Below are 13,123 nucleotides of genomic sequence, written 5' to 3' on the forward strand. Positions count from 1 at the left end.
CTAAAGTTTGACCTGTGCCCAGTCCCGCGCGGTGATGGAGGTGACGAGGTCTGGGTCGTTGGCGAAGAAGTTCCAGGCGTCGCAGCAGGCGTCGACGATCTGCTGGTAGGTGCGGTAGACCCGGTGGGCGAGCTTGTTCTGGCGCAGGTACTGCCAGACCAACTCGATCGGGTTCAGCTCTGGAGACGAGGCCGGCAAGTGTAGCAACGTGATGTTGTCCGGCACCACCAGGCCGCGCGGGCGAGGCTTCTTGGCGGTGCCGTGATAGCCAGCCCCGTCCAGCACCAGGATCGCGTGCGCGCCGGGCGCCACCTGCCGGCTGATCTCGGCCAGATGCAGCGACATCATCGCGGTGTTGACCGTCGGCAGCACCAGAGCCGCGCTGGTGCCCCGCGCCGGGCAGGCCGCTCCGAACAGGTATGTCCACTTGTAGCGCTGGTCGCGCGGCGCTCGCGGGCGTGTCCCCTTGCGCGCCCAGACCCGCGTCAGCGTGCCCTGCTGGCCGACGCGGGCCTCGTCCTGGAACCAGATCTCGAGCGGCTTGCCGTGGGCGGTCTCGGGGAGGAGTTCCGTCACCCGCGAGGCGAAGGTTTTTTAAAAGCCTTCTGTGCCGCCTCGTCGGCCTTGGGATGCTGCGGGCGCACCGAGAGCCGCACGAAGCCGAGCTTGGCCAAGTGCTTGCCGACCGTACGCTCGTGCATCTCGACCCCGAACAGCTCCCTGATGCGCGCCTGCAGGTCGACCCGGCGCCAGCGCACCACGCCATCCGTGTCCACGTCCGGCCCCGCCTCGACCAGGGCGGCGAGTTGCTGCATCTGCTCGGGCGTCAGCTTGGCGGCGCGGCCCGGCGCCTTACGGTCGCGCAGACCCGCCAGACCCTCGGCGTTGTAGCGATGCACCCAGTCGCGCAGGGTCTGGCGGTCCATCCCACAGGAGCGGGCCGCTCTGGTGCGGTCGGCGCCCTCCAGCACCAGAGCGAGCGCCAGCATCCGACGGGCCGCCGGAATGCTCGGTGCCTTGGAGGAGGCCGCGCGCAACTCCTCGGCGGTCAAATCCGTGCGGGTGATAGCGATCCCGGCCATGGCGATCTCTCCTGATCCGGCAACCGAATCAGAAGCCAAGCCGCGGAGCAACACGCCGAGTCACACTCACCGGCCGTTGGTATGACACCTCAGGATGAGGTGGAAGGGTGGGATATCTCCTGATTCCTCTCAGTTGTTGTCAAATTACTCTGCTCAAACAGGCTTTCAGCCCAGCACGAACCGCTCGATCCCCTCCGCAAACCCCTCCGCCTCGTTCGTCCCCGTCACCTGCGTCGCCGCCCGCTTCACCGCGTCGCTCGCATTGCCCATCGCGATCGACAGGCCGGCGCGGGAAAACATCGCCGTGTCGTTGGCCATGTCGCCGAGCACCGCCACCCGGTCGAGCGGGATGCCCATCTCCCCGGCGATGCGGGCCACGAAATGGCCCTTGTCGACATGGGGCGGGGTGACGTCGAGGTAGTAGGCCTGCGAGCGGTGGACCGCCGCGCCGTCGCCGATCTCGTCGGCCAGACGCGGTTCGAGGGCGGCGAGCCGGGCGTGGTCGCGGGAGACGCCAACGAGCTTCGCCGCGCCGGCGAGATGCGGCGCGAGGTCGTCGACGACGCGGGGCTCGGCCTCGAGGGTGCGGCGCTCCAGATCCGTGTAGGGGCCGTCCGGATCGGTCACGAGCCACGCGCCCTCGGCAAAGACCCACAGATCGATTCCCTCGGCGGCGAAGCGCGCGGCGGCCTGCCGCGCCGCGGCTTCCGGGATCAGGGTCTCGTCGATGAGCGACAGGTCGGGCCGCACCACCGTCGAGCCGTTGAAGGCGCCCATTGGCAGGGCGAGGCCGAGGGCCTCGACCAGCGGGCGCAGGCCGATCGGCGGGCGGCTCGACGCCACCGTGAAGGCGATGCCGCGGGCACGCAGGGCCTCGACGGCGCGGATCGTGCGCGCCGTCAGCCGCTTGTCGCCGGTGACGAGGGTGCCGTCGACGTCGGTGACCACGAGGGAAACGGGCAAGGGCTGAGCCTCCTCAGATTTCCCGGTGCACCGGCACCGGCTCGGGGGCGGCCTCGGGCCGCAGGGGGACGATCCGGGGATTCGTCACCCGGTCGCGCAGGGCCTGCGGCCCGAGCGTCAGGGCGAAGAAATCGTATTCGCCGGGCAGATCGTTGGCCATCAGGAACTGGAAATGCATCCGGAACGGCCGGAACGAGATCCGCCGGTACACCTCCGGGACGATGATCTCGCGGAACTTCGTCGAGCGGATCAGCGGGTTGCGCACCGGGCCCTCGGGCGTCTCGCCGAGGTCCCGCGCGGGGTTGAAGCCGGGAAAGTTCATCCAGTCCTGCGGTGCCTGGTAATCGACCCAGACCACCCGGCCGCTGCCGACGAGCCGCATCACGTCGGCCCGCGCCCGGCGCGCCCGCGGATTGATGGTGACGAGGGGCAGCCCGGCCCCCAGGGTCAGGAGCGAGAGGCGTGGCGTCAGCGGCAACTCCCGCTCCAGCACCCGCGCGGCGACCTCGGCGGCGGTCAGCCCGCCGGAGGAATGGCCGACGATCAGGACCTCGTCGACCTCGCCCGCCCGGCAGACATCCGCGACGTGATCGGCGAACAGGTCGAGGCGCGCCTCGTAATCGGCGCGCCAGCCGTTGCTGTGCTGCCAGTTGAACACCCAGTCGTTGATGAGCTGGCGCAGGAAGATCCGGTCGAGGAGCGGGGTGGCGGCGAGCACGAGGCCGATCCCCGCGAGCGCCCCGATCGCACCCGCGGCGAGGCCCGGCAGCCAGCCGGCGAGGAGATGCGCGACGCCGGTGCCGAGCAGGGCCGCGAGCCCCCCCAGGATCACCGTCATGCCGAAGGGATAGAGGATGACGTTGCCGTACTTCCAGTTCAGGCCGTAGAGCCGAAACAGCTTACCCGTCAGGAGGCTGTGCAGGATGCCGGCGGTCAGCAGCGCCATCGAGGCGATCAGGGGCCGCCGGAAATCCGCGCGCACGATGTCGTCCCACAGCAGCACCTCGTAGGTCGTGCGGGTCTCGTGGCCGGGCTCTCCGGATTCGACGGTCCAGGTCTGCACCAGGCCGTCGGCCCGGGTCTCGGCCCGGGTGATCGACTTCCGCCCGATGGCGAAGCGCTTGGCGTAGCGGGTGAATTCCCGGGCGAACAGGGCGCGGTAGCGCTTGGTCGAGTCGGGGTCGTAGCCCGGCAGGTAGACGACGTGGCGCCGCCGCACGGGGTCCGACCCCTGCACGGCCGCCTCGGGCGGCGTGAAGCCGATCTCTGTGGTCATCGCTGCCCTGTCATCCGCATCGTCCCGTCCTGACCGCCGCAATTTGGTAACCCTTGTCGTGCTTCCAAGAGAGTGCGTCGCACACCACGACAGGCCCCGCGCCGGGCATCCGGCCCTGTGTCTAACGGGGAAGGCGGCGGTGGAGGAGGGCTCCCGAGGGCAGTGTGACACGAGGGCCACGGACAGGGGCCTCCGACTCGGCTACGGACCACTCTCAAGGTAAGGACGAGCACTCTCGCCGATGCGCGCACTCCCGATCGCCCTCTGCACCGCCCTCGCGGTCTCGGGCTGCTCCAACTTCCTGCCGGCGGCCGGCCCGACGGCCAGCGCGGTCGCATCGGGCGCCGACGTGGCGACCGACCAGGGCCTGCTCGCCCGCTACGAGATCATCGACGTCAACGCCCCGGTGGTCGAGGCCCTGCGCGGCCGACCCCTCGACAGCCTGCTCGCCTCCTTCGGCGACCGCCGCCCCTCCGTCGAGCCGGTGATCGGCGTCGGCGACACCGTGGCGGTGACCATCTACGAGGCCAGCACCGGCGGCCTGTTCTCCGGCTCCCTGTCGGTCGACCGGTTCTCCTCGGGTTCGAAATCGGCCACCATCCCGCCCCAGATCGTGACCCGCGACGGCGCCATCACGGTGCCGTATGCCGGCCGCATCCAGGTGGCGGGCAAGCGCGTCCAGGACGTGCAGGCCCAGATCGAGCAGGAGCTCGCCGGCAAGGCGATCGAGCCGCAGGTGATCGTCACCGTGGTGCAGCCGACCAGCACCGCCGTGACGGTGACCGGCGAAGTGACCGCGGGCGCCCGGGTGCCGCTCTCCACCAAGGGCGACCGGCTGCTCGACGTGGTGGCGGGAGCCGGGGGCGTGCGCGCCCCGGTCTCCGAGACCTTCGTGCGGCTCTCGCGCGGCTCGACCACCGCGACGGTGCCGCTCACGGCGGTCGTCTCCAACCCGCGCGAGAACATCTTCCTGCGCCCGGGCGACACGCTGACCCTGGTGCGCGACCCCCAGACCTTCCTGGCGGTCGGCGCGCTCGGCGCGCAATCCGAGATTCCGTTCGCGGCGGAAGGCATCACGCTCGCCCAGGCGCTCGCCAAGGCGCGGGGCCTCTCGGACGTGCAGGCCGACCCGGCCGGCGTGTTCCTGTTCCGGTTCGAGCCGGCCTCGGTGGTTCGCCGCCTGCGCCCCAACAGCCCGCTGCTGTCCTCGAACTTCGTGCCGGTGGTCTACCGGATCAACATGCGCGATCCCAACAGCCTGTTCGTCTCCCAGGCGTTCCGGATGCGCAACCGCGACCTCGTCTACGTCTCGAACGCCCCCTTCACCGAGGTCCAGAAGGTGCTCGGCGTGTTCTCGACCATCACCGCGCCGGTCTCGGCCGGCGCCTCGGTCTATGCCGGCGTGAGGTAGGGGCGAAGGGGCGGGCGTCAGGCCCGCCCCTTCGCGTCAGGCCGTCACCACCCGCACCGGCGCGTCACGGCGCCAGGCCGCGATCGCCTCGACGGTGTCCTCGTAGAACATCCGGAACGTGCTCCCGGTGACGTAGCCGAGATGCGGCGTCAGCACCGCGTTCGGCAGGCCCCGCAGCGGATGATCGGCGGGCAGGGGCTCGCGGTCGAACACGTCGAGCCCCGCACGGATGCGGTTCTCCCTCAAGGCCGCGATCAGCGCGGCCTCGTCGATCAGCGGGCCGCGGGAGGTATTGATCAGGATCGCGCCTTTGCGCATCCGGGCGATCTCGGCTTGCCCGACGATGCCACGGGTCGAAGCCGCCAGCACCATGTGCAGGCTGACGACGTCGCTCTCCGCGAACAAGGCCTCGCGCGAGACGAGGTCCGCGCCGCCGGCCTCCGCCCGCGCGTGAGTGAGGTTGGGGCTCCAGGCCGTCACCCGCATGCCGAGCGCCCGGCCCACCGCCGCGACCCGGGCACCGATCCGCCCGAGGCCGACGAGGCCGAGGGTGCGGCCCTCCAGCCCCTCGCCCAGGGTCTCCTGCCAGCGCCCGCCCGCCATGTTGGCGAATTCCCGCGGCAGATGGCGGGCGCAGGCCAGCATCAGCGCGACGGTCAGTTCGGCGGTGGCGATGCCGCCCTCGCCGTTGCGGGTGTTGCAGACCGTGATGCCGCGGGCCTGCAACGCCGCGGTATCGACCGAGGGGTTGCGCCCGCCGGTGAACACCACGAGCCGGAGAGCGGGCAGGGCGGCGATCAACTCGGCGTCGAGGGGCATGCGCTCGCGCATGAGACACAGCACGGTGTAGGGCGCGAGCCGCGCCGCCGCCTCCGCCCTCGGCACCGGCTCGGACAGGAAGTCCACCGCGACCTCCGGGCCGAGGCCGCCCCAGTCGACGAGCCCGGCCGCCACGCCCTGGTAATCGTCGAGCACCGCGACCCGGATTGCGCCACCCTGCGTCATCGTCCTCGTCCCCCTCGCTCGGGCCGCATCGAAGCTCGGCCGGTCATGATTCCGTCAATATCCGGCGGCGGATGGACGTTCCAGCCGGGGCGTCCGTGCTATGCTCGGCCCGGCACCCCGATGCGCCGCGGCCCTGTTACGCGTTATCGCCCCCTTGCGCGCTATCGCCCCCTTGCGCCCCTGCGGGCTCGCGCCCGATAGAGCGGGCGCCCTCGCGGGTCCGCACGGATGCAGGAAGGGCGACGGCCGCGCGAAGCGGCCGTCGAGGATCGAGGCCGGAGGACGGAGTGGTTCTGAACCATGCGGGAGCGCCGGGATGACGCGCACCAGGGCACGCGCCGCCCTGTGGCTGGCGATCGGAGCGCTGCTGTGCGGGGCGGCGACCGCCCGCGCCGACGTGACCATCGGCGTCGCGGTCCCGCGCACCGGCGCGGTCGCGGGCATCGGCGAGCAGGTGCTGCAGGGCGTGCAGGCCGCCATCCGGGACGCCAACGCCCGCGGCGGCATCGCCGGCGAGCCGATCGTGCTCGACGTGCAGGACGATGCCTGCGAGCCGGGCCAGGCGATGGCGGTGGCCGAGCGCTTCGTGCGCGCCGGCGTGCGGCTGGTGATCGGCCATGTCTGCTCCAGCGCCTCGCTCGCCGCCTCCGACGTCTACGCGGCGGCCGGCGCGGTGATGATCAGCCCGGCCTCCAACGCCGCGCGCCTGACCGATCGCGGCTTGCCGACCATCTTCCGGGTTTCGGGACGCGAGGACGACCAGGGCCGGCTCTCGGCCACGATCCTGGCCGAGCGATTCCGCGACAAGAAGATCGCGATCCTCTACGACGACACGCCCCTGTCGCGGAACCTCGCCGAATCGACCAAGGCCAACCTGAACAAGATCGGCCAGAACGAGACCTTGTTCTCCGCCATCGTGCCAGGCCAGACCGACGATGCAGGCCTGATCAAGCGCCTCCAGGCGGCGGGGATCGAGGTGGTCTATTACGGCGGCCACTACCAGGAGATGGGCAAGCTGGTGCGCAAGGCGGCCGAGGCCGGCTATCGCCCGCAATGGTTCGGCACCTCCGGCATCGCCACCAAGGAATTCGGGGCGCTGGCCGGCGCGGCGAGCGACGGCGTGCTGATGACCTTCAACCCGGACCTGCGCCGCAAGCCCGAGGCCGCCGCCGCCGTGAAGGCGCTGCAGGCCGAGGGAATCGATCCCGCCGGCTTCACCCTCTACGGCTACGCCGCGCTCCAGGCTCTCGTCGAGGCCGGCAACTTCGCCAAATCCACCGACCCGAAGGCGATCGCCGAGACCCTGCATGCCGAGCGGTTCAACTTGGTGCTCGGCAATGTCGGGTTCGACCAGAAGGGCGACGTGACGGCACCCGGCTACGTGCTCTACGTCTGGCGCGACGGCGTCTTCACCTACGCGAATTGAGGGCGGAGGGGTGAGCCCGAGACCCCGGCGGCGTCCCGTCGTGATCCGGGGCAGACCGCGCTTGCCGCCCGTCATCCGGGTCCTTCCCCTGCGAGACACGCAAGGATTGTCCTGCTGCCGGCAAGAGATCGTGCCGGTTCGATTGCAGGCAATATTTTGGAATGCGTGAGGATTTTTTTACGGAGACCGCGCAGGATCGACGTCAACGACAAACGGAAAACGATCCCGATGTTCAAGCGCCGCTCCGCCAACGACGAATGGCTCGACATCCTCGGCAGGCATGCCGGCGTCGGCTTGTGGGACGCCATCCTGCACCAGGGCGACGCCGCGCATCCGAAGAGCCGCTGGACATGGTCGCCGGAGTTTCGCCGGCTCCTCGGCTACACCTCGAAGGACGATTTCCCCGACCTGATGACGTCGTGGAGCGACCTGCTCCATCCGGAGGACATCGACCCGACCTTCGCGGCCTTCGGGGCGGCGCTCGTCAACGTGGCGAACAAGGGCGCCTACGACGTCACCTACCGCCTGAAATGCCGCGACGGCGGCTATCGGTGGTTTCGCGCGACGGGGGGCGTCGTGCACGATCCGGCCGGTAGGCCCCTGCGCGCCTGCGGCTCGCTGGTCGACATCCATGCCGCGGTCGAGGCGACGACTCAGGACAAGCGCCGCGCGTCGGCGATCGACGGGCTGATCAAGGCGTTCGGCGACGACACGGATGCGGTGATCGGCAGCCTGTCGGCCAGTGCCGCCACGCTCCAGGCCTCGGCCGGGCAGGTCGCGTCGGTGGCCGAGGTGAACAACCGGCGTTCCGCCGATGTGGCGGGCTCGGCGGAGGAGACGTCGAGCCACGTCGATGCCGTGGCGGCGGCGACGGAGCAGCTGGCGGCGGCCATCCGCGCCCTCTCGCAGCAGGCCGCCCAGACCTCGGACCTCGCCGCGACCGCGGCCGAGAAGGCGAGCGAGACCGACGGCCTGGTCCACGCGCTCTCGCAGGCCGCGGACAAGATCGGCGCGGTCGTCGGCATGATCAACTCGCTCGCCAGCCAGACCAACCTGCTGGCGCTCAACGCCACGATCGAGGCGGCCCGGGCCGGCGAGGCGGGCAAGGGCTTCGCGGTCGTCGCGGCGGAGGTGAAGGCGCTCGCGGGCCAGACGACCCGCGCGACCGACGAGATCGGCGCCCAGGTGGCGGAGATCCGGCAGGCCACCGCGAGCGCCGTCTCGGCGATCGGCGAGATCGGCACGACGATCACGCAACTGCGCGACACCACCTCGGGCATGATGGGGGCGATGCGCGAGCAGGGCGCGGCAACCGGCGAGATCGCCCAGAGCGTGCAGCAGGCGGCGACCGGGTCGCGGTCGGTCTCCGGCAACATCAACGCCGTCCGCAACGATGTGGGCGCGACCGGCGAGGCCGCGTCCGCGATGCTGCACGTCGTCCAGGATCTCGGCCGCCACACCTCGGCCCTGACGACGTCGATCGGGCGTTTCCTGTCCGGCGTGCGGGCCGCCTGACCTCGACGCCGCCCGGCGGGACGGTCAGAGGCCGGCGGCGCGCGGCAGGGCCCCGTCGGGGATGGTGCCCTCCGCCACCGTGAGGGTGCGGCCGCCGATCCAGTCGGCGCCGTCGTAATCGACGAAGATCCGGCCGCGGCGCCCGAGCCGCGTGCCCTGGGCGGCGACGTAGGAGCCGGTGGCACGGCCGGTCTCCCGGAGCCAGCCGGCGACCGCTGCGTTGAAGCTGCCGGTCACCGGATCCTCGACGAGCGCGCCGGTGCCGTCGCCGAACACGGTGCGGATCTCCCAGGCGACCTCGGCGCCGGGCGGATGGGCGCCGACGAGGCCGATATCGATCCGGCCCTCGTGATGGCGGACCGGCTCCACCGCCAGGACCTCCTCGGCGGAGGCGAGCATCACCCCGACCCAGCCGGGGCCGTTATCGGCCCAGCGCGCCTCGACGACCCGCGCGCGGTCGATGCGCAGAACCGCCAGGATGTCGCGCATCGTCGCCTCGTCCACCGGCCCCTCGCGGAGCAGCTTCGGCGCCGCGAAGGCGAGGCGGTCGCCGTCCTGCCGGATCGGCACGAGGCCGGCGCCGCATTCCTGGACGATGCGTCCGGGCTGCCGCGGCGTGCCGCCGAGGGCCGCCCAAGCATGGCAGGCGCCGAGCGTCGGGTGGCCGGCGAAGGGAAGCTCGTGCGCCAAGGTGAAGATGCGCACCCGGTAATCCGCCGCCGGATCGGTCGGGGGCAGCAGGAAGGCCGTCTCCGACAGGTTGAACCAGCGGGTCATCGCCTGCATCGACGCGGTGTCGAGATCGGCCCCGCTCACCACGGCGAGCGGGTTACCGGTGAAGGCGCCGTCGTGGAACACGTCGACCAGGGCGAAGCGGACGGTCATGGCGGGTCTCCGGGCAGCGGCCGATGCGACCAGGGGGCTGTGTGCCTGATTCCTGCCTTTGCTCCCACCCCGAACCTCATCCTGAGGTGCCGGCCGATCGAAGATCGGTTGGCCTCGAAGGAGGGCTCCAGGGACCGCAGCGACATCTGGAGCCCTCCTTCGAGGCTGCCGCACGCGGCAGCACCTCGGGATGAGGTCGAGGGTGGGGAAATGAGGCTGACTGTCGTTTGTCGGGATCAGCCCTCGTACAACCCCTTATGCGTCTCGCGCAGCAGGTTCTTCTGCACCTTGCCCATGGTGTTGCGCGGCAGCTCGTCGGCGATGATGACGCGCTTGGGCAGCTTGAACTTGGCGAGACGGCCCTCCAGCGCCGAGAGGATGGCGGCCTCGCTCGGCGCCTCCGCGCCGCGGGGCACCACCACGGCGGTGACACCCTCGCCGAAATCCGGGTGCGGCACCCCGATCACCGCCGATTCCAGCACGCCGGGCAGCCCGTCGATCTCGGTCTCGACCTCCTTCGGGTAGACGTTGAAGCCGCCGGTGATGATCAGGTCCTTGCCGCGGCCGACGATGTGGACGTAGCCGCGCTCGTCGACCTTGCCGAGATCGCCGGTGATGAAGAAGCCGTCGGCCTTGAACTCGGCGGCGGTCTTCTCCGGCATGCGCCAGTAGCCCTTGAACACGTTGGGCCCGCGCACCTCGATCATCCCGACCTGATCCGCCGCCATGGGCCGGCCATTCTCCGGATCGACCACCCGCAGCGACACGCCCGGCAGCGGGAACCCGACCGTGCCGGCGACCCGGTCGCCGTCATAGGGGTTCGACGTGCTCATGTTGGTCTCGGTCATGCCGTAGCGCTCGAGGATCGCGTGGCCGGTCCGCTCCTGCCACTCGCGATGGGTCTCGGCGAGCAAGGGCGCCGAGCCGGAGACGAACAGGCGCATCCCGGCGCTCGCCTCCCGGGTCAGGCCCGGCTCCTTGAGCAGGCGGGTGTAGAAGGTCGGCACGCCCATCAACGCGGTGGCCCGGCCCATCAGCGACAGGATCAGCGGCGGATCGAGCTTGGCTAAGAAGATCATCGCGGCGCCCGACATCAGCACCGTGTTGGTGGCGACGAACAGGCCGTGGGTGTGGAACACCGGCAGCGCGTGGATCAGCACGTCCTCGTCGGTGAAGCGCCAGTACTCGACCAGGGTGAGGGCGTTCGACGACAGGTTGTCGTGGGTCAGCATCGCGCCCTTCGAGCGCCCGGTGGTGCCCGAGGTGTAGAGGATCGCCGCGAGATCGTCGGACGCGCGGGGGACATCGGCGAAGTCGCCGGTCTGGCCCGCGGCCTCGGACGCCATGGTGCCCTCGCCCCTGGCGTCGAGGGTGCCGACCTGGGCGACGCCGGCCTGCTCCGCCACGACCTTGAGGGCATCGCGCTTGCCCGGATCGCAGACGAACAGCGACGGCTCGGCATCGCCGAGGAAGTAGGCGATCTCGGAGGGCGTGTAGCCGGTATTGAGCGGCAGGAACACGGCGCCGGCCCGCACGCAGCCGAGATAGAGCGCGATCACCGCCGGGCTCTTCTCGACCTGCACCGCCACCCGGTCGCCGGGCGCGACGCCGAGACCGACCAGCGCCGCGGCGTAGCGGCCGGATTCGGCGATCAGATCCGCGTAGCTCCAGCGCAGGCCCTCGGGGGTTTCGAGGAAGACCTTGGCCGCCGGGTCGGCGGGGAGGCGGGAGCGGACGATGTCGAAGAAGTGGTTGGACATGGGGGACTCTTCAGTCGTCGGCGAGGTGAACGGGTAGACCGTCCACTCGAAGAATGCGGGTGTCTCCTCTCCCCGCGGGCGGCTAGGCTGTCCGGGGAAAAAGGAAGTACGCGGGTTTTCCCTCCCCCTCTGCGGGGGAGGGTGGCCCCTGCGTCAGCAGGGGTCGGGAGAGGGGCAGCGCGACGCTGATCCAGGGGGGCACCCGTCATCACGGTCGCGACTTCTCCGGAAGCGGCGTCCCCTCTCCCGCCCGGCTCCGCCGGGCACCCTCCCCCGCAGAGGGGGGAGGGAAGAACCCGCGTCATTCCTTTCCCGGACAGCCCTCCGCTGGCAGAGATAAGGGGAATGCTCATCACGCCTCCGCCAAAGCCACCGCGCGGGCCGGCGGCAGGTTCTGGCGCAGCTCGCGGTTGACGGTGAGCGAGGCCGAGACGGTGCCGAGATTGGCATAGGTCTCGTGGTTCTTCTCGATCGCCGCGAGGTCGTAGAGGTAGTTCACCATCAGCCCGTAGCCCTGCGACAGGCCCTTGGGCGAGACGTCGCCGAGGAAGTTCAGGCGCTCCAGCCGCGCGCCGTTGCCGAGATGGAACCGCGCCACCGGGTCGACCGGCTTGCCGCGGGCGGTCTTCGCCCGCAGGAAGTAATAGGCGGCAGCCGGCAGCAGCGCCTTCTTCACCGCGTCGGCCTTGGCCTTGTCGGCGTGCCAGTCGGGCTGGTCGAGGGCGCGCAGGGTCTCGACATCCTCGCGGGTCAGGCCCTGCGGCGCGTCGGAGCGGCGCTCGCGGTCGAGCCAGATGCGGAAGGTCGGCACCGGCGACAGGGTGACGAAGGTCTTCAGCGCCGGCATCTCGCGGCAGAGGTCCTCCACCACCTGCTTGATCAGGAAGTTGCCGAAGGTGATGCCGGCGAGCCCCTTCTGGCAGTTCGAGATCGAGTAGAAGATCGCGGTCGTCGCCTCGCGGGTGGCGGTGTGCTGGCGCTCGTGGGCGAGGATCGGGTCGATCGCCGCCGCGATGCCGGTGGTCAGCGCGACCTCGACGAAGATCAGCGGCTCGTCGAGGAGCGCCGGGTGGAAGAAGGCGAAGCAGCGCCGGTCCGGCGGCTCGATGCGCCGGCGCAGGTCGTCCCAGCCCGAGATCGCGTGCACCGCCTCGTAGCGGATGATCTTTTCGAGGATGTGGGCCGGCGTGGTCCAGTCGATCCGGCGCAGGACCAGGAAGCCGCGGTTGAACCACGACGCGAACAGGTGCTCGAAATCGGAATCGAGGCTGTCGACGGCCTCCGCCAGCGCCGGATCCGGCTTGTCGGCCTTGCGGGCGGCATCGCGCACCGAGAACAGGTCCTCGCGCATCCGTACCAGCGCGATCGTGCCGTCGCGGGCGAGGTTGAGGCGGCGGATCAGCTCCTGCGAGCGCGGCTCGGCCGCCTCGTGCAGCCGGCCGAGCGCCGCCCGGGACGGCGCCTTGCCGTAGGCGGCGATGGCGCTCTCCACCGCCGCGTGGTCGGCCCCGAAGTCGAGGGCGATGCGGCGCAGGAACTCGTGGCGGTCCGGCCCGGAGAAGCTGTCGTAGCGGTCGAGGATGATGCGGGCGAGCGCCACCCCCGAGGCCTCGCCGCGCCGCGAGATCAGGTCCTCGCAGAGCTTGACCACGTCGGCGACGCTGGCCTTGGCCGGGTCGTCGCGGCCGAAGGCGATCAGGCCGCGGCCCCGGTCCGAGATGCTCTGGAGGAGGTCGCCGAGGAACGAGATCGCCGCCATATCGCTCTCATCACGTCCGGGCCGTCCCCGCTCGTCGGGGT

General features: G+C 70.8%; 10 protein-coding genes. 3 read left to right on the forward strand and 7 right to left on the reverse strand.

Features of this window, described 5'->3' with window-relative positions; translation table 11 throughout:
- The 3 genes from F1D61_RS21860 to F1D61_RS21870 all read right to left on the reverse strand — a co-directional run bounded on the left by F1D61_RS21860 (position 1) and on the right by F1D61_RS21870 (position 3,321).
- A protein-coding gene (locus F1D61_RS21860) for an IS630 family transposase (RefSeq protein ID WP_203152705.1) occupies positions 1–1,082 on the reverse strand; the annotation gives its coding sequence in 2 pieces (ribosomal slippage) (positions 1–590 and positions 590–1,082; 1,083 coding nt in all).
- A 165-nt stretch (positions 1,083–1,247) separates the two neighbouring features.
- Positions 1,248–2,045, reverse strand: coding sequence for a Cof-type HAD-IIB family hydrolase (locus tag F1D61_RS21865; RefSeq protein WP_203154180.1), 798 nt, complete (start codon positions 2,043–2,045; stop codon positions 1,248–1,250).
- A gap of 13 nt (positions 2,046–2,058) precedes the next feature.
- Positions 2,059–3,321, reverse strand: a complete 1,263-nt coding sequence (locus F1D61_RS21870) for an alpha/beta fold hydrolase (protein WP_203154182.1) — start codon at positions 3,319–3,321, stop codon at positions 2,059–2,061.
- 241 nt (positions 3,322–3,562) lie between these two features.
- On the opposite strand from F1D61_RS21870, the gene F1D61_RS21875 reads away from it, so the two are divergent.
- The gene (locus F1D61_RS21875; protein WP_203154184.1) at positions 3,563–4,732 is read left to right on the forward strand and encodes a polysaccharide biosynthesis/export family protein; all 1,170 of its coding nucleotides are present in this window, start codon (positions 3,563–3,565) and stop codon (positions 4,730–4,732) included.
- Positions 4,733–4,768: 36 nt separating this feature from the next.
- On the opposite strand, the gene F1D61_RS21880 is transcribed toward F1D61_RS21875, so the two are convergent.
- On the reverse strand, positions 4,769–5,737 hold the full coding sequence (locus F1D61_RS21880; RefSeq protein WP_203154186.1) for a D-2-hydroxyacid dehydrogenase family protein: 969 nt from the start codon (positions 5,735–5,737) through the stop codon (positions 4,769–4,771).
- Positions 5,738–6,053: 316 nt separating this feature from the next.
- On the opposite strand from F1D61_RS21880, the gene F1D61_RS21885 reads away from it, so the two are divergent.
- Together F1D61_RS21885 and F1D61_RS21890 are read left to right on the forward strand one after the other, a co-directional pair.
- Positions 6,054–7,163 (forward strand): branched-chain amino acid ABC transporter substrate-binding protein, encoded by a 1,110-nt coding sequence (locus F1D61_RS21885; protein WP_203154188.1) that lies wholly within the window; start codon positions 6,054–6,056, stop codon positions 7,161–7,163.
- A 228-nt stretch (positions 7,164–7,391) separates the two neighbouring features.
- Complete coding sequence (locus tag F1D61_RS21890; RefSeq protein WP_203154196.1) at positions 7,392–8,678, forward strand: methyl-accepting chemotaxis protein; 1,287 nt, start codon at positions 7,392–7,394, stop codon at positions 8,676–8,678.
- Between the two features lie 24 nt (positions 8,679–8,702).
- Here F1D61_RS21890 and F1D61_RS21895 read toward each other — a convergent pair whose 3' ends face one another.
- The 3 genes from F1D61_RS21895 to F1D61_RS21905 all read right to left on the reverse strand — a co-directional run bounded on the left by F1D61_RS21895 (position 8,703) and on the right by F1D61_RS21905 (position 13,082).
- Positions 8,703–9,563 (reverse strand): PhzF family phenazine biosynthesis protein, encoded by an 861-nt coding sequence (locus tag F1D61_RS21895; RefSeq protein ID WP_203154198.1) that lies wholly within the window; start codon positions 9,561–9,563, stop codon positions 8,703–8,705.
- A 236-nt stretch (positions 9,564–9,799) separates the two neighbouring features.
- Positions 9,800–11,323: a malonate--CoA ligase gene (locus tag F1D61_RS21900; protein ID WP_203154200.1), complete on the reverse strand. Its 1,524-nt coding sequence runs from the start codon at positions 11,321–11,323 to the stop codon at positions 9,800–9,802.
- Between the two features lie 352 nt (positions 11,324–11,675).
- Positions 11,676–13,082 carry a malonyl-CoA decarboxylase gene (locus F1D61_RS21905; RefSeq protein WP_203154202.1) on the reverse strand — a complete coding sequence of 469 codons (1,407 nt, stop codon included), beginning with the start codon at positions 13,080–13,082 and terminating at the stop codon, positions 11,676–11,678.
- Positions 13,083–13,123 lie beyond the last annotated feature (41 nt).

This window comes from Methylobacterium aquaticum, from assembly GCF_016804325.1.
In the GTDB taxonomy this organism is placed as follows: domain Bacteria; phylum Pseudomonadota; class Alphaproteobacteria; order Rhizobiales; family Beijerinckiaceae; genus Methylobacterium; species Methylobacterium aquaticum_C.